The sequence below is a fragment of the Paenibacillus marchantiae genome, from assembly GCF_028771845.1.
GTDB lineage: Bacteria > Bacillota > Bacilli > Paenibacillales > Paenibacillaceae > Paenibacillus > Paenibacillus marchantiae.
Genome location: NZ_CP118270.1, coordinates 1,339,681 through 1,361,555 on the forward strand (window position 1 = coordinate 1,339,681; position 21,875 = coordinate 1,361,555).

The window sequence follows — 21,875 nt, forward strand, 5'->3', positions numbered from 1 at the left end:
AACCTTCGTTTCGAGAAGAAACGGAGGTTTTTTAATAAATTCATTCATGACCAGTCTTTTCCAATGAACTACATGATTCTGATCTTCGATTTCTTCTCACTTCCGTTCGGTTACCTTCCTACATATTCGCCCTGTTCTGGGCCGATTCTTTTCTGTCTTTTCGAGAGCAAAACACATGTAGCATAAATGCTGTTATGATGCATGAAAGCGCGGTTATGCAAGGGGCCATGCATGCTTGGTTTATTTTGCAGGGTACGGATGCGCCGGATTGAATTCGTGTATACTAGGGTATGAGATAGTGAGGCCTGAGTTAAATGGCTTTTCTATTTGTAAGGTTTCTGATACATAGAGAGATGAAACAAGATTACACTTTTATGTTTCCCGAGGTGAATATTAATGATAACAGAACAACAATTGCTCGACTTCATGCGGGATACCGCTTATAAACCGATGACTTATCAGGAACTGGAACAGCACTTCGAGATTGAAGACGCGGCTGATTTCAAAGCCTTTTTAATTATGCTTAATACGTTGGAGGAATCCGGCAAAGTCTTGCTGACTCGCAATAACCGCTACGGCATGCCAGAACGTATGGATTTGGTGCGCGGACGTTTGCAGGCTCATGCGAAGGGGTTTGCTTTCCTCATCCCTGAGGATCGGGAACACCCGGATGTGTACATCCATGCCAATGATATGAAAAGCGCGATGAACGGAGATACGGTATTTGTTAAAGTGACTTCTCAAGGTCCTTCCGGTGGGCGTTTGGAAGGCGAGATTGTCCGTATTGTTACCCGTGCGGTCACGCAAGTGGTCGGTGTATTCCAAAGCCACGAGGTTTATGGCTTCGTCATTCCGGACGATAAGCGGATTAACCGGGATATCTTCATCCCACGGACGAACTTTAATGGAGCTGTTGATGGGCAAAAAGTTGTTGCGAAAATCGTCAGCTATCCAGAGGGCCGGGCAGCAGCAGAAGGTGAAGTGATCGAGATTCTCGGTCATAAGGATGAACCGGGCATTGATATTTTGTCAGTGATCCGTAAACATCAGCTGCCTGAAGCTTTCCCGGATGAAGTGGTGGAAGAATCCGAAAAAGCACCGGATGCCATTACGGAAGAAGAAATTATCCAGCAAGGTCGCCGCGATCTGCGTGGGTTGAATATCGTTACGATTGATGGCGAAGACGCGAAGGATCTCGATGACGCTGTCAATGTGGAGAAACTACCTAACGGTAACTATCGTCTGGGCGTTCATATTGCCGATGTAGGCTATTATGTGCAGGAGAACTCGAAGCTGGACCAGGAAGCGTACAATCGGGGATGCAGCGTGTATCTGGTGGACCGTGTTATTCCGATGCTTCCGCAACGGTTGTCCAACGGGATCTGTAGTTTGAACCCGCAGGTAGACCGCTTGACCCTGTCTTGTGAGATGGAGTTCAACGACCAGATGAAGGTTGTGAAACACGACATTTTCACAAGTGTTATCAAGACCAAAGAGCGGATGACGTATTCCAACGTTCGTAAAATTCTTGAAGGTGAAGAGCCTGAATTGTTGGAGCGTTACAAGGACCTAGTGGATGATTTCCACTTGATGAAAGAGATTGCTTTGAAGCTTCGTGCGATGCGTATGCGCCGCGGTGCGGTTGACTTTGATTTTGAAGAATCCAAAATCATCGTGGATGAAGAATGCAAACCAGTCGATATCGTGAAACGGGAGCGTTCGATTGCGGAGCAAATCATTGAGGAATTCATGCTGGCAGCCAATGAAACGGTAGCAGAGCATTTCCACTGGTTGAAGGTTCCGTTCATTTATCGTGTGCATGAAGATCCAGATCAGGAAAAACTGCAAAATTTTCTCGCCTTTGCGGCGAATTTCGGACACCACGTCAAAGGACGTGGCAACGCGATTCATCCACGGGCGCTTCAATCCCTTCTTGAGGATATCAAAGAAACGAAAGAACAAACCGTTATTAGTACAATGATGCTGCGTTCCATGAAACAGGCGAAGTATGATTCTGAGATGTCTGGTCACTTTGGTCTGGCGGCAGAGTTCTACAGTCACTTCACATCACCGATCCGTCGTTATCCCGACCTCGTCATTCACCGTGTTATTCGGGAAGTGATTGAGAACAATGGGGCTTTGCCTGAGAACCGTCAGGAGTATTTGGCTGGACGTATGGCCGATATTGCGCAACAGTCTTCGGAACGCGAGCGAGTGGCGGTTGAAGCTGAGCGCGATACAGAGAAAATGAAGAAAGCCGAGTATATGCTTGATAAGGTCGGCGAAGAGTTCGAAGGCATGATCAGCAGTGTTACCAGCTTCGGTATGTTCATTGAACTGGAAAATACGGTAGAGGGTCTGATTCGCCTGAGTGCGCTCACAGACGACTATTACCATTTTGACGACCAACATATGGCTCTGATTGGCGAACGCACCTCCAAAGTCTTCCGCATCGGTGATGAGGTGAAGATTCGAGTGGCGCGTGTGAGCATGGAAGAGTACACGATTGACTTTGAAATGGTTGATATGAAACCTCGCGGCGAACGTCCAGGTGGTTTCAGCGGTGGACGTGGTGGTAAAGGTGGACGTCCTGCTGGTGGCGGAGCACGCGGTGGTGCGAAGAGTGGTTCCGGTGGATTCAGTGGCTCGCGTGGTGGTAAAGGCGCCCCAACTGGTGCTGGAGGCAGCCGTGGGGGCAGATCTGCCGATGAGAGCAGCAAAGGCGGACGTGGCGGTCGTAGCGGAGCTTCGAACACAGCAGGAAGCGCGGGTGGCAAAGGTGGCGGCAAACCGAGAGGTGAGCGTCGTGCTGGAGATATCGGCGGATCAGCGGGCCGGAGCAAGGGAGCGGTAAGCTTTGGTTTTGGCTCGGGCAAAGGTGGTTATAGCTCTACCGCAGGTGGCCAGGAAGGCACTTCAGCTAGTGGACAAGGGAATGCTCTGAACAGCGGCAGCAGTCGCGGTGAAGGTAGCTTCAAATCCGGTAAAGGCGGAGGTAAAGGTGGCAAAGGCGGTAGTGGACGCAAAAACACCTCACCTAGCGGTGTGTTTATCGGAGAAGGAGCTACACCGGGTGGTGTTCAGGAAGGCGGCGCACCACGCCGTAAGCGCAAGAAGAGTAAAGGCGCACCAGCCAACGGAACGGCGGCTTTTGTACGGAAGAAGAAAAAGTAATCGCGTTTCGCTGAGCATGAAATGAGTGTAATGGGAAGGGGCGGCGCAGACCGCCTCTTTCTTGATTTTAACAGCGGTCCTTGCTACAATTAAGGTCTGGCATGTGGTACCTGAGAAAATGTATGGTGCGCTGCTGTAGAGCATAGGTACCGGCTTATTTTACGGAGAAGGAGTGAGGACATGGGCAAGAATGATGGACAGAGTAAAGTGCTTGCACAGAATAAAAAGGCTTCCCATGACTACTTCATTGAAGATACGTATGAAGCGGGCATGGTGCTTACCGGAACGGAGATTAAATCTCTTCGTAACGGCCGTGCGAATATTGGCGATGCATTTGCCACGATTCGGAACGGTGAGATTCATATTCACAATATGCATATTAGTCCTTTTGAACAAGGGAACCGTCATAATCCAATTGATCCAACACGTACGCGCAAGCTGTTGATGCATAAAGTGCAGATCCACAAGCTTCTAGGGCTGTCGAAGCAGGATGGATACAGCATAGTACCGCTGAAGATCTATATTCGTAACGGGTATGCGAAGCTATTGCTCGGACTGGGTAAAGGTAAGAAGCAGTATGATAAACGGGAGTCTGCTGCAAAACGCGATGCACAACGTGATATTCAACGGGTACTTCGCGAGAAGCAGAAGGTTGCTCGTTGATTGGGTTGCTATGTGTTGATTTGCTCATGGTAAGTTAGTTAGTGATAGGCGGGTTATTTTAGAAATAAGGATCTCAGGTTTTACCCTTAGTTGGGTAGAGCTTGGGATTTTTTTGATCTGATTAGAGGTTTCTTGTTAAAAGGGTGTCAGATTTTTGTGCCAGATCTGATATGATATACAACAGTTTGCCATGTAACCTGTCTAATAGAAATTGTTAGTATGGGTCAGGTGAAGCTGTATGGTTTATTGGAAAGGTTGATGGAGTTATTGCAGATGGCTGCGTAGCTTGTTCGGATCGTGGGTAAGATAGTTAATAAAAGCTGTTCATGCTCATGAATTGTCTGCACTTCGGTACTCAACTTTACTTCCCTTAAGGGACGCGGTATAATATGTAGACGCTTGAGCATCATATGTGTGTTGGATAACATGCGTAGTTGCTCAGCCTGTTGGAACGTCTTCCAGCAATCTGTACTATATCGGTGAATGTTCCTGTGTTATGATGTTCTTGTAGCAGGAATGCCGAGTTTGAAAGAAGCATCTTTTTACCTTGGAGGGAAAAAGATGTGCAGCACCTTTGCTCCGTATTCACGGATTAATCCTGGAGCCCTTCTTATATGAGGGGGCGTTTATGGATTCGACGGGGATAGTTCGAGCATGGGTAGCGGGTAGTGGGGACGCGTCCACTTCATCAACGCTAAAGCCTATTAAACGGCAAACAACAAACAAACTACGCTTTCGCAGCCTAAGAAACTGTGTGCGTGCTTCTAACCTGCATCGCCCATGTGACAGGATTAGGGGCTAACAAGTAGTGGGATACGCTGTCACATCTCCGCCTGGGGTGTGCTGAAGAAGACAATCAGGCTGACCCAACGTATAGCCGGTTACGGGGCGATACTCGGGTGACATCAAAACTGTGACTACACCCGTAGAAGCTTATGTGTCGTTATCTTCGGACAGGGGTTCGACTCCCCTCGCCTCCATACTGAAAACCCGCTCTGTGAGCGGGTTTTAGCTTTTCTTATCTAAAGTTGTAGCCATTTAGTAGCCATATCAATATTTTTAATTGGATCTTTATTAACCCAGTAGCCTTTTTGGCTACTGGGTTTTTATTGTTACAATATCTTTCCTTATGATAATTTGTAACTAAATACAGAACTCCTGTACGGTCGTTATTGAACGAGGTTCGACAGTTTTGCTATTTACGAATGTATGTTTTAGCTCTAAATTGTTTATATCAATAAGACAAAAAGGTGGCGTTAAAAATGATGAAAGGTATTATTAAAACGGAAAAAGGTAAGTATAGAGCAACATTTGATCATGGAACTATTAATGGTGAAAGAGATAGACGTTACAAGACTTATAAAACTCTTGAGGAGGCTGAAAAAGCTCTAACGGAGTTTAATTATAATAAGCAACGTAATCTGTTGGTTACTTCGAATAAAATGACTTTGGCCGAATTTATTGAATACTGGATGGAGAATTACGTTAAGCACAAATGTGAAGAAACTACAAAATATGGGTACAATAATATAATAAATAAACATATTATTCCCTATTTCAAGGAGCTTGAATTGCAAAGTCTGCAACCTATTCATATTCAGCAGTATTACAATTTTCTAATGAATGTAAAAGGCCTATCGGCAAATACAGTTATTAAGCATCATGCGTGTTTGCGAAAATGCCTTAACTTTGGTTTGAAACAACAATTTGTACATCGAAATGTAGCTGACGCTGTTGAGCTTCCTAAGAAGAAAAGGTTTGAAGGTAAGTCGTATACTACACTACAGCTAAAAGAATTGTTTAAAAAAGTACGTGATGAAAAATTAGAAGTAGCAGTATGTCTGGCAGGGTATTTGGGACTCAGGAGAGAAGAAGTTATTGGACTGAAATGGGAAAATATTGATTTCGCCAATCGGATTATCAACATTGTTGAAGTTCGAACCTCCGCAGGTAAACAGGTGGTTATTAAACGGCCTAAGACGGAAGAGAGTAAGCGAAAACTATTTATTCCCGATGAGTTGTTTGAAGTATTAACCAGACATAAAGAAAAACAAAATTATTTTAAGAGCATCTTAAAAAGCGAATACGTGGATTTAGATTATGTCTACACGAAAGACAATGGTGAGTTATACAGGGTTAACACTATTACTGAGCAATTTAAAGCGTTCTTGAAAAAGAATGATCTGCCTCCGATTAGATTTCATGATTTGAGACATTCAGTGGCCAGTATTTTATATGATCAAAACGTTGATTTGAAAGCAATCTCAGAGCTTTTGGGCCATTCAGATATAGCTACGACGACAAAAATTTATACACATAGATTTGACAAAACGCATATGAAAACTATCACCGCTATGACTGCGGCATTGCATGCGTAAAAAAATTGACTCTCCATTTCTGGAGGGTTTTTATTTTTATTCGACCCTTACTTCATGTCGATACCTTGATTTTATTTTACAAAGTTATCTGGATTGTTAAAGAACTCTTCAGCCCTATTTTTTGAAATGCGAGCATTACTTTTTCCAAACAACATTTCTTTCAGAATGGGAATCAACAAATTGTATCCCAGCTTATCATATTCTTTTGCATAACGAATCAAAGCCATATCTATCTTGTTCAGACGCTGAGTCTTGCTTGTTCCGACATGTCGTGGTCTATCAAATGGAACTAATTTCAGGTCAGTAAAAACTCCTCGAATACCATCAAAGACAAACTCAGCATGATGGTCTTTTTGAGTTATCTTGATATTGCGGGATTTTTCGTACACACTCTGTATTTCAATCTGGGTAATTTTCCCTTTTAGTACATCGTTTTCATAAGCCCAGTAAAACCAGTCAGGATCAGTAAATAAAACTTGCGGTAAGGTTTTACCTTCATGTTTCCCAAAACCTAACACTGACCAACTTATCTACATCACATCTTCCCTAATTAGTGGATTTCGTCTATTTTAACAACCATAATAACATATTTTTTTGTTGTTTAAGTGTCTTACCGACAGGTAATACTCTTACGGCTATACTTCCGTTAATAATTCCTCTTTTACTATCCGCCCGTTACTTCAGATTGAATCAAAAACACCGTTTAACGAGTCGGATAAAAAGGAAATAAGAATTTTTGTTAAGCATTAACACGATCTTCACATATCATTCGTAAGTGTTGAAAGTTAGTATTAGACAGTCTGTCATGTGGTAAAATAACATGTAAGAGAAAAGCCATTTAGTGAAACGAAAGGGGTAACATTTTGCTTGAATTAATAGACAAAAAACGGAGTGGGTCTTATTATACAAAGCCTGGAATCGTATCTCTCATTCTTGATTTAGTGGGTTACACAATTGATAAGCCTTTATTTGACCAATCCTTACTTGAACCTTCAACTGGAGCGGGTGCGTTTTTAGTAGAGGCTGTTGATCGTCTATTAGATTCTACAGAACATCATCATGGGAAAGAAGTATTCAGTAATGATAAAAAGATCTTTAGTATACTTTCTAAAGCAATAACATCGATCGAAATCGATTCCAATAAATATTCTACATTATGTGATAATTTCAAAAAACTTTTATGTAATAGAGGCTTGTCGGATAATGTTAGCGAGAAATTAGTAAAAGAGTGGGTTATTAATGAAAATTTTTTGCTTTGGAACAAGCCAGTAGTTCAAAGATATAACTACATTGTTGGAAATCCACCATATATAAGAATTGAAAACGTAGAAGATGGATTAGAGAAGAAGTATCGAAATCTGTACAAGACACTCTTTGATCGAGCAGACATATATGTAGCCTTCATAGAGCATAGCCTTGAGATGTTAGATAGCGGTGGTAAATTAAATTTTATATGCACTGATCGATTTACGAAAAACCAATATGGTAAAAAGATTCGTAATTTCATAAATGATAATTTTCGGGTATTACATTTCATGGATATTCATAATTCGCAACCATTCGTGGAGGAAGTATCAGCCTACCCATGTATTTTTACAATTGAAAATGCCCAGCGAGGGGCAGGTAGAACATTAAGGATGGATTGTGTAACGAACTCTTATTTAGATACAGCAAAAAATTATTTGCTATATGGAAAACAACCTACCACTGGAGATGTGGAGACACATAAAATAGATGAATGGTTTAAAGGAACAGATCCATGGATTCTTAATGGGAAAAATGCACAGTTAATTTTAAATAAATTGGAAAAAGAGCACCCAGTAATAACGGATGCACCACATTTTATCCACGTAGGTATTGGAGTAGCTACTGGTGCTAAAGATGTCTACGTTATTAATCCAAATAAAATTGATATCGAGCCAGATATCCTCCTTCCAGTAGTTACAAAAGATGACATTGCCAAGGGGATTATTGAATGGCGAGGGTATTATGTGATAAACCCATATCTTGAGGATGGCTCGTTGGTTAGTCTTGATGATTATCCCAAATTAAAAAAACATCTTATTAAGCATGAGGAACTTCTAAAATCAAGAAGTACAGCTAAAAGTAATCCTACCAAATGGTACAAGACAATTGATCGAATCTTTCCTGAAAGGTTAGAACAACAAAAATTACTTATACCAGACATTAAATCCAAGAATTTGATTGTTAAAGATAAAGGCGAATATTATCCAGAACATAGTCTTTACTATGTTACAGCGGGTTCGTGGGATATCGATGCATTACAAGCAATTTTGGTCAGTTCGGTAGTGAAGTTTTTTGTTTGGTCCTATGCCACAAAAATGCGTGGAGATTATTTGAGATATCAAGCACAGTATCTAAAAAAAATTCGACTTCCTTCCGATGTATCTGAAAATGATGTGTATAATCTAAAGAGACTTCATCAAGAAAAAGATTTTGTAGGGATTGATCATATTGCACAACGCTTGTTTAATTTGAGTGACGAGGAATTGCTAATCATACAAGATCTCGTCCAATAAAATGAGGTGGCTTTGATTTGTGGATGCCAGAAGCAAATGAGATTCAAATTATGACTCAGGAAGCCTTAAAAGCATTTTGGGGTGTAAGAACTAATGGAGTTCTTAATGGTCAGACAATGGATGGATTTTCAGATATGTTAAGGTATATTTTAGATTTGAACGGCATTTCAGAGGGTGAGATTGTAATGGGGAGATCAGCTAAACTTCCTGGTTACTTTAGAATGTCAAAAGATTGGGATATGGTTGTCCTTAAAAGGTACTCAGACGGATCTCAAAAACTCCTCGCAGTTATTGAATTCAAGTCAATGCATGGTTCAGTAGGAAATAATCTTAATAACAGAACAGAGGAAGCTGTTGGTAGCAGTTATGATTTATTAAAAGCATTTGAGCATGGTGCTTTTGGTGTATCTCGTCCATTTTTGGGATATATATATGTGATGAGTGACCATGTTAAAAATAAAGGTGGATTAGATCGAAAAGGAATGCTATTCAAGCCACTTGAGGAATATATGGAGTTTCCAAGGACTAAGAAACCTGCTAATTACGAAGAACGGGCTGAGCTTTTTATGGTAAAGATGGTTCAAGAACAATTATATGATAAATGTGCTCTTATAATTTCAGATATTGATAATCATGGGGAATATCGTACGCCTAATCAAGATTTATCAATAGAACTACTTGTCCGATCATTGGTAGGTCATATTGTTGCAAATCAGTAAAATGAGCACAGCGGATCGACAAATGCATATGAGAACTGTCAATGCTATCAGAGTGGCATTGACATGTGAAAAAAACCCACGTATGGAGGGTTTTTTTTTATGAAGTGATAATTTGTTGTTCGATCCATAGTTCGAGTTCAGCTCTCGGTATCCTGTTTTGTTTACCTATCTTAACGTGTGGTACGCCACCGTTATTGATCAGATCATACATAACATTTCTCCCGACCCGTAGGATGCTTCTCGCCTCGTCAACTGTCAGCAATTCATAATTTTTCTCCACTTTATATCACTCCCGTTTATTATTCCTTGGTGGTAAGCCTTATGTCATTACTATAAATGATAAGCAAGTTGTTTTGGCCAAAAAGTGGTTCGATAGTGTTCGACTGTTACAGATAACTCAGATTGAAATTTATGAGTTATCTTTTTTTGTTGGACAGCATTAGTCACCGTTAATTGATTAATATTGGCATCGGACTGACTATTATATAATTTGACCTCAAAATGGTCTGTCTGAGGGACAAAAAATGATGTTCGGATCGCTAAAAAAATAGCAATTGAAATACTGAAAATCCCTTGCGGCAATTGGCTTTAAGCTGTTTTTGAAATTGAATTTAATTATTATAAAGAAGGAGTTGGTATCCACATGATTCATACGGCAAGACTTTTTGTGCAGTTATCTGATGAAGAGGTAGTTGGTGTAAAGCGAAGATTTAAAGAGGACATAGCGTTGGTGCATGAAATTATTGATGGTCAATTTGAAGAAGTATTCGATACTGATATTACAATTAAGTTCGGTACATGGTACTTATTTACGACAATTGATGTAGTTCAATTGTTAAGGAGAGGCATCGTCTTGGAGAACGATTTGTCTACTATTCAAAAAGCACTGGATGCATATCTTTATTTTGTTCTTGGTGAAAACGATAAGGAATTTACGCTTTGCCGAATTGACTATCGATTCGATGCCGTAATTGCTGATGCTGCGGAGCGGCAGGTTGTGTTAGATCTTTTGAAGAAGTCGATTGATCGATTTGGATATAAGGTGAAGAGAAATATATACGGCACGACTTTGTATTACAATTCAAAATCGATTGTTATCTGTGTCTATGATAAAGAAGCCGAGCGTCAGGATAAATGTAAAGTCATAAAGAAATATGAAAAAGATGTCTTACGGGTAGAAGTACGTCTATTAAATCGGCATTTGAATTACATGAAAAGACATTATAGGTTAGACAAAAAAATGGGCAATTACTTCAATCACGATTTTTGGATTAAGTACATGGCGAATAATATTATGCCGATATTTCATTCTGGTAATTTTTATACGAAGGCTGAAGCTTTCAAAATAATAAAACGAAGCGGATTGAAAGAGCAGGAAAAAACAAAGGTAAGAAAATTCCTTACAGATGTAATGAAGCTTGGTTTCGATGGGATCAAGTCATTAAAGAGGAAAAAACCAGGATGCAAATTGAAACCTGCCTACAGCTCATATGTAATCAAAGAGAATATAAAAAGATTAGAAGCATTGGGAATCAATCCGCTTCTTGTGGAGAAAAACGATGAGGTAATTTTAAGTCGAGATATGTGTATTCGGAATCCATTTTATTTTGGTTAACGTAGTGGACTCTAATGAATAATTCAATGATTCGTATCTATAATGCAATATGCAAAAAGAGGGACGTGGTACAGTATCGTAAACATGGAGCGATCGTCAAAATCAATAAGATTTTCCTACATCTCATAGAATTGTAGCAACGGGATGAGGGAATAGCGGGAAGAGGGACTTCGTTCACGGGGAGTCTTCCGTCTCACCTTCACCCGTTGGGTTTGGTTCAACTGGAAGCTCCATTCACTCCGTTACAATCGCCTGTGACGACCGTTCGGGCTTTGCCGCTCACTTTGGAACGGAGTGCCGTTCACTTCGCCCCTAAAGGCATTTGGACAGCTCTCCGCTGTCCAATGTCTCTTGCAGAGACAGAGGCAAGTTGTCCAGTCCTTGACTGTCCAAGTATCAGGTAATATGCATGTCCTGTTACCAGCCCATCCAAATTACCTGATACCAAAATAAAGTGAAAAAGAGGAGGTGCATCAAATGGCAAGACGTTCAAAACCGTATATCACACAATTCTTCAATCGTGACAGATTAGCATTTACAGCATTGTCCAGAGTGGGGCATGCGAATAGAGAACAGCTAAACGGCGTTGGAATTGCGGACTCAAGACTTAAAAACTATGTTCGTGATGGCTTAGTTGAAAAGGTGTGTTATAAGCAGGGGAATCAAGTAGAAGAGTGTTATAAGCTTACCAAAGGCGGAAGAGAACTTGCAAAACAGCAATGGGCTTTGAATAACCATTATCACGCTCAAAGTCCGAGGCATGATTTAGCATTAGCCAGAAAGTATTTTAGCTTACCTGAAGAACAGCAACGTACATGGAAGACGGAATCCGAATTGAGGGAACAATTCATAAGCAAGATAGAGCAATTAAAAATAAACAGAGTAGAAGAGGCTAATCGATATGAACAGATGCTTGATAGGGGTTTACTGTCGTTTCCTGATGGTTCTTATATTAACGACCAGAATGCAGAGGTTGTTTATGAATCGATTACGAACAACTACGGAGTAACAGAGTTGCTGTCGAAAGAAGTATATGTAGAGATTATGAAATGTGAATATGAAACAATACGGGTTTAGAAGGAGGCGGGAGAATGACTAATAACGAAAAAGAAGCGATATGTCAGCAACATAGGATTTACTTGAGTATCATTTATAGTTTAGGAAATAAGGTCATTGTAATGAAACAGCTCTTTGCATATGCGAAGGCTTTAGGAATAACAAATACGTACTCAGTCTTCTTAGGCCATATTCATGAGCTGGTTTCAGCGGAAATAATAAGACAAGAGGCTTTTACAGCATATAACAAAACTACTTCACTACACATGCTTACGCTTAGAAAATTTGGTATTCGCTATATTGAGGGAAAGCAGAACAGCCAACAAATAGGGGCTGTCCCAAAATCGAATACGAACGAGCGTATTCTTATTAGCCTATATAAAAACTGCTATATACTTGATAAAATTATTCCTCGAATCCAGAATAAAAAATTAGAAGTAACGCTGGAGTCAATTGTTGATACTCTTGAGAGCGACAAAAGTGCATTATTGTTTAATAAAAATCAAGCTTTGGAGTACATGAATAACTACTGGGGTACATTGAAGCAACATCTGGATATGAGTAATTTTAAAGGGGCTATTAAAGACCTGCAACTGGTTAAGTCTAAGCGAAAGGCGGGTCTAAAAAAGGGATCTTATTCTACATATGGCAAAGGGATAGGAAACCATTTCTCATTTACTGAGAACGCAGTGGAAGAGGTTACTAACCAACTCGATGAAGACCCAATGCCGTTTAAGTTATCGAATAAACAAAGAAGATTAGATTTCTATTCAATTGACAGCATGTTGACAGCGTTTATTTATATCGTCCAAATGAAACAACATAACGATGAAAATGGCGGTTGTTATTTCACGATAACAATCTTAATCTTTGATGTAAATAACAAGAAAAATATATATGGTATTGCCACGCACATCGCTTGTGTTTATGGAATGTTGAAACGCTATTTTGTGGATGATCTGAAATTTAAGCTAAAAGTAGGTGTTGTTTCATTAGATGAAGAAGCCTCAAATCTTGTGAAATCAGAAGCCGAGAAAATTATTAGGGAACCTCGATCAAAAGAGCTAAAAGGTAACAGGCTCGAAAATACGCTTGCAGATTGGGGGATTACACCAGGAGACAGAGAATGTATCGAAATTCAATACACTCATTATGATATCACCAACAAATATCTTCAAGGGAAAAAATATCTAAACCTGATACGGAGATGATGTAAGTGCAAACCTGAACAATCAAAAAAGTAGCCTTCTTGGATGAAGGCTACTTTTTTGTGTGGATTAGTATTTCTCAATAAAGTCTAAGAGTGATTGGGCAATTAGATCTTGTAGACGAAACTGAGGAAATTTATCCTGACAATGTGATGAAAAATTCGCATAAATCTCTTCATTCATTTTAATGCTTTTGTTAGAGAAAATAGCATCTTTGTTGTGAATTTTCTTGCTAATTTTCAATTCAGGTTCGGTTACGATCATTGATTTGAAATGAGTCAAATTCTCACGGATGAAATATAGTTCTTCAGCGAAATCCTCATAAAATAAGGTCTGCGGTGTGTAATCATTCTCTCTTACAAATTTGAAATAGCGATTCTCACGTTGAATATAGACATAATCACCAGCAGTCATTTCTTTAAGAAATGTGCTATAAGGAATGTCTAATGTCTCGCTTACTTTTTTTAATGTCATGCTCAGCAACATTTCGTTGATTTCTGTAACCCTCACTTCGGGTGGCATGATGAAAAATTTGTCTTTGTTCAATTATTACAACTCCTTTACTTTAGCATTTTTATGATTATAGATTTGTTGAGCCACAAATATTCGTTTGAATAGACCAGGAGTAATTAAATACGTTTAGATTACAATCAACTATAGAGGAGTTGTTAGATTGCATATAGGAGATAAGGGCATTTTTATTGACTATAAAATATTGTCATATCTTACAACTTTTAATAATTGACATATTGAGCTATGATGGTATCCACTAAGTCATTATTATATTTTGAAATGAGGAATTATTATGTCCGTGTCATCCAAGAATAGAGATCAACGCAAGGATGTAATGACGACTGAATTATTTCAACTTCTAAATTTGTGGAGATGCAATGTAAAAAAAGACAGTATAAAGATTGATAGTTTAATGGATAAGTTGAGGAAAGGAGATGAGGGCAAATCAGGGGGGATCGTTTTACTCCCCGATTATCAAAGACATTATAAATTTACGACAAGAAAAGAATCATCAATTATTGAATCAATTCTCTTAAACATCCCTATACCAACAATTTATTTATCTCAAAACACTTTGAAGGAAGTAGTCTTTTTCAATGTCATTGATGGACGACATCGCTTAGAAGCAATTCAACGATTTATAGAAGGAAAATACAAGTTGACTGGATTGAAAATTTTAAGAGAACTTAATGGGAAGAGTTTTGAAAAACTGCCTGTTATATTTAGAAATATGTTACTCTATGATTCGCAAATTGATATTAGTAGTATAGATACTTCTCAGAATCCAGAGCTGGAGTACGAGGTATTTTTAAGATTTAATCAAGAGACAAATCCTTTAAGGAAACAAGAGCTTCTTGAAGTTCTTTTCCGATCTGATTATGCAACTTGGTTTAAAACTGAACTTGTAAAAGAGCTTATTCAAAATAAGGGATTTAGAAAAATGTTTAATGACACAGGAAAGAGACGGAAAGACAAGACTTTGAACTACAGTGTCTATGCATTTTTAGCTTATTTTACTTTTGGATTAATAGAAGGCAAAAATGATACGCCTATTTATGTGAGTAAATTTATGAAAATGATGGTTGGTTTAGACGAAGTAGAGTTGTTGAAAGCACAGGATAATACTAAGAAGCTTGTATATGGATTTGTAAACTTTTATACAATGATCGCAGAGGTAGAAAATATCAATCAGGTCATTTCTAAAGAGTTCATCAATAAAAAGTCACAACAAGGTAGCCATGTATTTCTTATAAGTTTTTTAATCCCCCTCACACTAATGTATAAGTATTTATTGGAGATAGGATGGTTGAAAGATGAAATGGATATATACGAGTATAAGATTATATATGAGGCGATTAAAAGGGGTATGTTAAAAGTTGGTTTTGGTGAATTTGGAGGGGTCTCTTCGACGAGCTATAAGGTCCAATATGCTTGTTACAATGAGATGAAAAAATGCATAGAGCAAGTTTATCAATAAGAGAACGGGTCCCAGCAACATCAGTTACAGGGACCCATTATTTTATTTCAATCCATATTTCCTTTCTCTTTTTCCAAATGCTAATTCTCCACCTTCAAGGATATCACAGACATGTTCTCTGATCCCTTGTTTTAACAGAGTTTTGGTTATGGAATCATTTTTGAAAGTATTCTCTAATGATCCGCTAACATAGGATAGGATTTCACCATCATTACTTGCGACTATAACCTGCTCAGCATCAGCGTTTACAACAAGATTGGCATTATGAGTAGCTATAATGATCTGCCTGTATTCCTTGAGAGTTCTAAATATGGGTATAAGTTCTTTTACAATAAATTGGTTATCCAGATCATCTTCTGGCTGATCAAAAACAAATGGGGTTGAGAAGGGATTGGTTGCAAGTTTAAGGCAAACATAAAGCGTGCCTCGCTGCCCAATAGAGAGTTCATTGGGTTCTTTTTCCTTATATTTAATTTTAGTGATAGCTTTAATATATTTATTTCTGTATTGTTCCTCAAAAAGTGTTCGCAGAAATTCATTCTCGCCGTTCTTTATAAAATATCCACTATCTGAGACAAAATCCTCCAAAGTAATGTTATTTGCGTGTCCAATGTCAATAATAGCTTCGTTAGAAATTAAGTTCAAATAATCTTCAAATGACTTTACGTTAAAGCACTTATGAATTCGTTCGATTGATGTTTCGTCCTTTGTTGTCTTAAATCTTGTTTTGCTTAAATTGGAGCATACATTATCATAAAATGATTCTAAGTCGAAATGAACCTCGGCTACTATTTCTATATCCTTAAGGAGTAAATTAATTAAGTCCCTTTGTTGCTGATCCCAACTATCTTTTCCAATTTTAATTTGCTCCCAGTTATAATTTATTTTCTCTACTTGACTTAACAGGTTATCTTTAATTTTACTTACTAATTTAGAGCGTTTATTAATTAGTTCAGGGTATTGCCTTTCACGATCAGTGATTTCATCGATTTTCTTTTTGTACTTTTCTATTAATTTTTGATACTCTTCAACCTTTTGAAGTAAAGTTGAAATATCTTCTTTGATTCCAATTTCCAAAAATTGTTTCCTAATTGCTTCATTATCTTGCTGTTTAATTTGTAGTTTTAACTTATGTTGTTTAATTGTATCCTCAACCTGTGATAACCAAGGGTCTAAGTTTACTAATGATAGTTTCTCAGTAAACTGACCTTGATTTACAAAATTTATTTGACTATTAATCTCTAAAATAAAATTTTGGGCATTAGTTCGAATTTTAGACAGCTCTTGGATATCAATATTCCTGGATGCGATTTCTCCGTTATTGGATGAATACCTTTCTATTAGTTCTTTATTTCTTTCAATTGTAATGTTACTAAGAAGCTCTTCATACTTTTTTTTCTGATTCTCGTTAAATCTTTTATCATTTATTAATTCACCATCTTTACCTAACTCTTTAAACCATTCTCTAAATTGAATAATCCGCTTATTCAAGCTAATTATTTCAGATTCAAAAGCTGTGTTTTCAGAGAATTCTATAAAACCGAGCATGTTTTTAATCTCGCTATCAAGCAGATAAGGATCTTCTACAATTTCCTTTACTTCACCTTGATGTACGTGTAGATAATCCAAATTGTTTTCTTCATTTATGCAAAAATTCTTTGTGGAATTATCCTCAAGTGTATAGGTTACAGTAAACTCTTTTTCTATATCAATAGTAATGCCCCTTTTGCTATTGTTTCCGAACGTTTTTCCTAAGGCATCAAGAATCAAACTCTTACCTGTACCTCTCCCCCCAATTATTGTTACAAGATTGGGATTCAAAAGTAATTCTGTTTTGTTAAAATTGACGGATTTTCCAGGGAAAATACTGGTCTGTTCTTTAATAGTTATTTTAGAGAAAAATGCTTTATTAAAATCATGCTCTGGACTATTCTTTTGAATTCGTACTCTTTCAGGTTCATAGATTGTCTGTTTTAACCCGTCTAAAGTTGGATCAGCTTTTATCCATACGGACTTTTCCCCTAAGTAAGTCCTGCCTGGAACTGATTGAGTATTATTAATACTTCTACAATCAGAAGCGGTAATGTATGTCATATCTCTAATGAAATTGGGATCTGTTCGGTTTATAACAGATGCATAAAAATTATTGGTAAATTCATCTGTTGATTTTGATAATTGACATAAATTTATGTAGGGCTTTTTCCATAAATCTATTCTATATTGACCTCGAATTGTGTCACTATGTAGTGCACCTTTATCTCGATCGGCATGAGCAAATATTATTACAGAATCTAAACCCGAAGAGTCAATAATTCTTTTGATTTCATCAATTGATTTATTAGAATGTGGTACTAAATTTGCTGATATCTTTTGAACACCTGGATTGAAAAGTTGATCTACAATACTTTTTATAGTAGACAATTCCGTGTTTTCTGGAAATATAATTAGAAAATGAACCCCGCTACCCTCATTTGCGGTGATTTCAAATCCAGGTAGTATTTTTATATCATGCTTTTTTGCTTCTTCTTGTATAAAAGGAATTAATAATTGAGAAAGAGTGTCACAAAAATTATGATCTGTAATAGCTATAACTGATAACTCTTGTTGAACTGCAAAATCAATGTACTCTTTTGCGAATTTCCTTTTATCCTCATTTGTATCCAGAGATACGTCATCTAACCACTCGACATCCAATGGTGTATGGGTATGCAAGTCCCACTTTCTCCATTCAGATCCTTTTGAATATTTAATTGACAAGTGTATTTCCTCCTATATCGACAACATTGTTATATTATATTTGACAAATTAATGAGGATTCCTTTTAAAAAGGGTAGCTATTCCATAATGAGTTTCGCTAAAATATGAGTAAAAGGGGGGACTATTATGTCAGTGTCTTCATCAGAGCTTGATATTGAACACGCGAATATTAAGCAATTGGATAAGTTAATTAATAGTTTTATCTTTGAGTCAAAAAAATTTACCGAATATGCGGCATTTCTTTATGGAACAATGGATTTAGTCGCTTATGATTATAAATCATCAAAACTCGTATACGATTTTGAATACTTTGCATTTACGAAAAGCACAAAGACACTTATTAGTATTAGAAACTTGCTTAAACTCAACCAAAATGAAGATGTTTACATGTTGGTACGTAGTATATTTGAAAATTTCCTAAGTTGCAGATACGCTCAGGAAACAGAGAATATTGATTCATTCATTTTTAATCCTGTTAATGTAGCACTTGCATACTACAATGTAGAACCAGATGGTAGGATTATGAATAGAGCGAAAGAAGAAGTAGGAAAGCAGGAAAATCCAAGTGCATTTAAGACAGGACTTGATAAAGTTTACTACACGCCCTTTTATGAGATTCTTTCTCGTTATAGTCATTGCAATTTTGGGACAATTGATTGTTATACCGAAAACAACACCTTCACTATTGATAAGAATAACAATCCATTGCTAATTCGCTTATTTGTAGTCTTTGTTGTCACTAAAATATTTGAGCTTGTCGTGACAGTAGAAGGGGAGGATTTCCCCGATGCGAGAACAGAAAAAAGATGCTATAAGTTGGTTGTTGACTCATGTGGTATCCAATCTAAAGTCATGGATTACTTAATTTCTATTTATCAATCTGATATGAATGAAACATTTGCGTATAGAAATAAGAGAATGAAAAAACTTCTTAAAAGTATGAAGCGTTCGCTACAAGAGGAATTAGGGAGTGTACGGAAAAATACAAAGTAAAGTGGTTTTATTATTGATGCAAGGAAAGGACAAGAGGAGTGTTACAAAATGAGGGGTGAATTTTATAGATATCAAGAAATCACTACACAAAATTTGATTGCGTTTTTACGTTTAAGAGGATATTCGAAACTGTCCTTATCTAAATTAACAGGTTTATCTCGCCCCAATATTGATTGCATTTTGAATGGTGAAATAACTAATCCATCTGTCTACAATTCATATATCAAAAAAATCATTCAGACCTTTGATTTGCCAAATGACTACTTTCTAATAAATCAAAATGACCAAATAGCTTTAGTTCCTAAAATTTATTCTCAGAGAAGTTTGGTTGCTCAAGAGTTATTTGATGGCTTAGACAATGTATTAGATATTTTTTCGATGTATTTAAAGTAAGTGAAAAGGAATGGTAACCAGATAAATTTAATCGTGTTTTGCTTCGGAATCCCCTCGGTTTTTTGTAGCCAAGATGTAGCCGTTCTGGATATATCACTCTAAGGTGAGTTAAAATCATTAAAAACCAATTAACAAATCAACACCGTAAAATCCTTATAAAATAAGGCGTTCAATTATAACCCAATATCAATTAACATCAACTAAATAGTTGGGGACAACAGTTCGACTCCCCTCGCCTCCAAGATGGTACTTAACGAGTAAGTACTATGTTGAAGGCGTTTAGGTAACTCCAAGTGAAAAAGAATCAGGTAGCTGGAACATCAGCAATCTGATTCTTTTTTATAACTTACATAATTTTTTTCTAATACATGAAGGCTTAACCAAATTTTTAGGGAGTAAAATGAAGAAAAAATTTGGAGAATATCTTTTTAGTGAGTTTCTTTTCAAGTTAGGTATGTATCAAAAATTACACGTAAATATTGAATCGTATACATTAAGAACAACTAAGAATTATCAATCAAATGAAGAAGAAGATTATCTAGAAGTCTATGAGACAAGATACTCCGAACATTTTCAACATTTACTTGGTTTTTTTATGTGGGATGAAAATTTTTTTTGGATATTGTCCTTTCTGCGAGCAGGTGAGTAATTTAGCTCCTTCTGAAATTGCATTAGTTAAGAAATTTCCCATCAATTGAGCGAGTGGATTGAAATCTAGAAAAAAAGAATCAGACGGTGAGCATTTGAAGGATGCCCCATTTGTGTTGAAGAGGATTACAGCTTCACCAGAATAGAAGAAATTATTTCTGTGAGCATATAAAAAAAGAGTGTCCTGGTCTTTATGACCGGGGCCTCTTTTTATTGATACGAAATGATTATTTTTAATTGAAACTGTTTTAACCTCCTTGAATTTCAATTTTATTGAAAACAACAACAAAATTTTTGTTGTTTTCCTGTATATGGCAATATATAATAGATAAGAAATTACATACTTTAAAGGAGGATTTTTCTATGTTTAAAAAAATGTTGTCTTCTTTACTAGTTTCGGCACTTATTATTTCTGGAGGTACTGCTGCCTATGCTTCGCCAGAAAAAAATGCTAATGTTCCAACTAAACAAACTACTTCTATCAGCAAAGATTTGTATACTGTTGATGGTGAATTCCTTGGTAGTTTGAATAAAACCACAACTATAGAACAAATAACTGACAAAAACGGTGAACCTTCTTATATCTCTACTGTGACTAAGGATTACGAACTAGCAAAAGAATATGCAGCTATTCCTGCATATACAGAAAAATTCGCAGATTCAACCGAAATTACAACCTTTTCTGTTAATGAAGAAAATGAACTTGAAGTAAATGGTGAAGTGATCACAGAGAATGACATCCCTACATTCTTAATAGGCTCCTCCGATGCGAGTGGTACTCCTTCATTCTCAATAAGCTCTTCCGATGCCGGTGGTGCTCCTACAATTTCGCATTATTATAGCAACAGTGATAGAACTAGATACACTTTTGGTACATATAGTGGTGTATCTTTTAAATTTGATGGTGGGGTATATGTTGGTCCTACTGGAAGCAATGCTTCCAGAACCAATATTCCGAAGACTAATAGTAATTTCTATGATGCTAAAGCAGCAATGGATTCCGTTGAAACTAATTATCGTGACACTTATGTAAAGGCGGCAGCATTTGCGTTCGAAGCTACTATGACATTCTTCTCTCTGAGTACAGTAATTGCAGCTATACCTCTTGGAGGCGCGCTTGCATTTATTGCAATAGATCTTTATAATACTTTTAGTGATCTTCAAGATGATGTTGGAGATGCCTATTATGCTGTCTCGCATATGTAACTAATATACGTAAAAACTCAGGATCATTAGATTTGCTTTATACTTTTTTTACAAATTAAAGGAACCTACTATTCCATTTTATTTTGGTAATGAGGTTCCTTTTATTTTGTTTATGGAGTTAATGTTATGAATATAGCACAAATATTACAAGGGGTGATCTTATAAACTGGACAGTATTTGTAGGCTTAGGTTTATATATTTACATTGTGATATTAGTGAGCTACCGCTTGATAAAAAAAGAAGCAACAAAACACCATATACAGAACATTGCATTACTAATTACTGCTATTATTTGCATAAACGCGATAGATTCAGTAAATATATTTAGACCGATAATTATGCTGGTTACGTTTGTGATTTTAGTTATATATGTATCTATTTTAATTATAAAAAATATTAAGAAGAGACCGGATTAATGGATCGGTCTCTTTTGTTATTTGAAAAAATCTTCCCCAGTAGTCACAAATGTTGGTTTTCTTCTTTGGCACGTGAGATCCGAGAAAGGTAAATAATTATTGTTGCTGTCGGATGAAAA

General features: G+C 37.2%; 17 protein-coding genes and 1 other RNA gene. 14 read left to right on the forward strand and 4 right to left on the reverse strand.

Going from position 1 to position 21,875, the window contains the following annotated elements; all coding sequences use genetic code 11:
- The first annotated feature begins 396 nt into the window (after positions 1-396).
- The 4 genes from rnr to PTQ21_RS06140 all read left to right on the forward strand — a co-directional run bounded on the left by rnr (position 397) and on the right by PTQ21_RS06140 (position 6,215).
- Positions 397-3,174 carry a ribonuclease R gene (gene rnr / locus PTQ21_RS06125; RefSeq protein ID WP_274569141.1) on the forward strand — a complete coding sequence of 926 codons (2,778 nt, stop codon included), beginning with the start codon at positions 397-399 and terminating at the stop codon, positions 3,172-3,174.
- A 180-nt stretch (positions 3,175-3,354) separates the two neighbouring features.
- Positions 3,355-3,837, forward strand: coding sequence for an SsrA-binding protein SmpB (gene smpB / locus PTQ21_RS06130; RefSeq protein ID WP_024629496.1), 483 nt, complete (start codon positions 3,355-3,357; stop codon positions 3,835-3,837).
- 618 nt (positions 3,838-4,455) lie between these two features.
- Positions 4,456-4,820: a transfer-messenger RNA gene (ssrA, locus tag PTQ21_RS06135) on the forward strand.
- A gap of 279 nt (positions 4,821-5,099) precedes the next feature.
- Entirely contained in the window at positions 5,100-6,215 is a 1,116-nt protein-coding gene (locus PTQ21_RS06140) for a site-specific integrase (RefSeq protein ID WP_274569144.1), read from the forward strand.
- A 71-nt stretch (positions 6,216-6,286) separates the two neighbouring features.
- On the opposite strand, the gene PTQ21_RS06145 is transcribed toward PTQ21_RS06140, so the two are convergent.
- The gene (locus PTQ21_RS06145; protein WP_274569146.1) at positions 6,287-6,733 is read right to left on the reverse strand and encodes a hypothetical protein; all 447 of its coding nucleotides are present in this window, start codon (positions 6,731-6,733) and stop codon (positions 6,287-6,289) included.
- Between the two features lie 345 nt (positions 6,734-7,078).
- Here PTQ21_RS06145 and PTQ21_RS06150 point away from each other — a divergent pair, with 345 nt between their 5' ends.
- Complete coding sequence (locus tag PTQ21_RS06150; RefSeq protein WP_274569147.1) at positions 7,079-8,755, forward strand: Eco57I restriction-modification methylase domain-containing protein; 1,677 nt, start codon at positions 7,079-7,081, stop codon at positions 8,753-8,755.
- Between the two features lie 23 nt (positions 8,756-8,778).
- On the forward strand, positions 8,779-9,474 hold the full coding sequence (locus tag PTQ21_RS06155; protein ID WP_274569148.1) for a PaeR7I family type II restriction endonuclease: 696 nt from the start codon (positions 8,779-8,781) through the stop codon (positions 9,472-9,474).
- A 97-nt stretch (positions 9,475-9,571) separates the two neighbouring features.
- Here the strand turns inward: PTQ21_RS06155 and PTQ21_RS31455 are convergent, their stop codons facing one another.
- Positions 9,572-9,685, reverse strand: a complete 114-nt coding sequence (locus PTQ21_RS31455) for a helix-turn-helix domain-containing protein (RefSeq protein WP_420800372.1) — start codon at positions 9,683-9,685, stop codon at positions 9,572-9,574.
- Positions 9,686-10,117: 432 nt separating this feature from the next.
- On the opposite strand from PTQ21_RS31455, the gene PTQ21_RS06160 reads away from it, so the two are divergent.
- The 3 genes from PTQ21_RS06160 (at position 10,118) to PTQ21_RS06170 (ending at position 13,356) form a co-directional block, all read left to right on the forward strand.
- Positions 10,118-11,089: a phage/plasmid replication domain-containing protein gene (locus PTQ21_RS06160; protein ID WP_274569150.1), complete on the forward strand. Its 972-nt coding sequence runs from the start codon at positions 10,118-10,120 to the stop codon at positions 11,087-11,089.
- A gap of 477 nt (positions 11,090-11,566) precedes the next feature.
- Positions 11,567-12,166: a hypothetical protein gene (locus PTQ21_RS06165; RefSeq protein ID WP_274569151.1), complete on the forward strand. Its 600-nt coding sequence runs from the start codon at positions 11,567-11,569 to the stop codon at positions 12,164-12,166.
- 14 nt (positions 12,167-12,180) lie between these two features.
- Complete coding sequence (locus PTQ21_RS06170) at positions 12,181-13,356, forward strand: hypothetical protein (protein WP_274569152.1); 1,176 nt, start codon at positions 12,181-12,183, stop codon at positions 13,354-13,356.
- 66 nt (positions 13,357-13,422) lie between these two features.
- Here PTQ21_RS06170 and PTQ21_RS06175 read toward each other — a convergent pair whose 3' ends face one another.
- Positions 13,423-13,899 (reverse strand): hypothetical protein, encoded by a 477-nt coding sequence (locus PTQ21_RS06175; RefSeq protein WP_274569154.1) that lies wholly within the window; start codon positions 13,897-13,899, stop codon positions 13,423-13,425.
- 259 nt (positions 13,900-14,158) lie between these two features.
- Here PTQ21_RS06175 and PTQ21_RS06180 point away from each other — a divergent pair, with 259 nt between their 5' ends.
- Positions 14,159-15,343 carry a DUF262 domain-containing protein gene (locus PTQ21_RS06180; RefSeq protein ID WP_274569156.1) on the forward strand — a complete coding sequence of 395 codons (1,185 nt, stop codon included), beginning with the start codon at positions 14,159-14,161 and terminating at the stop codon, positions 15,341-15,343.
- A 42-nt stretch (positions 15,344-15,385) separates the two neighbouring features.
- Here PTQ21_RS06180 and PTQ21_RS06185 read toward each other — a convergent pair whose 3' ends face one another.
- Complete coding sequence (locus tag PTQ21_RS06185; protein ID WP_274569157.1) at positions 15,386-18,100, reverse strand: TrlF family AAA-like ATPase; 2,715 nt, start codon at positions 18,098-18,100, stop codon at positions 15,386-15,388.
- A gap of 126 nt (positions 18,101-18,226) precedes the next feature.
- Here PTQ21_RS06185 and PTQ21_RS06190 point away from each other — a divergent pair, with 126 nt between their 5' ends.
- From PTQ21_RS06190 to PTQ21_RS06205, 4 genes are all read left to right on the forward strand, one after another.
- Positions 18,227-19,093 (forward strand): hypothetical protein, encoded by an 867-nt coding sequence (locus tag PTQ21_RS06190; protein ID WP_274569159.1) that lies wholly within the window; start codon positions 18,227-18,229, stop codon positions 19,091-19,093.
- A 48-nt stretch (positions 19,094-19,141) separates the two neighbouring features.
- On the forward strand, positions 19,142-19,486 hold the full coding sequence (locus PTQ21_RS06195) for a helix-turn-helix domain-containing protein (RefSeq protein ID WP_274569161.1): 345 nt from the start codon (positions 19,142-19,144) through the stop codon (positions 19,484-19,486).
- A 400-nt stretch (positions 19,487-19,886) separates the two neighbouring features.
- Entirely contained in the window at positions 19,887-20,135 is a 249-nt protein-coding gene (locus PTQ21_RS06200; protein WP_274569162.1) for a hypothetical protein, read from the forward strand.
- 362 nt (positions 20,136-20,497) lie between these two features.
- Positions 20,498-21,340: a hypothetical protein gene (locus PTQ21_RS06205; RefSeq protein WP_274569163.1), complete on the forward strand. Its 843-nt coding sequence runs from the start codon at positions 20,498-20,500 to the stop codon at positions 21,338-21,340.
- The last annotated feature ends 535 nt before the right edge of the window (positions 21,341-21,875 follow it).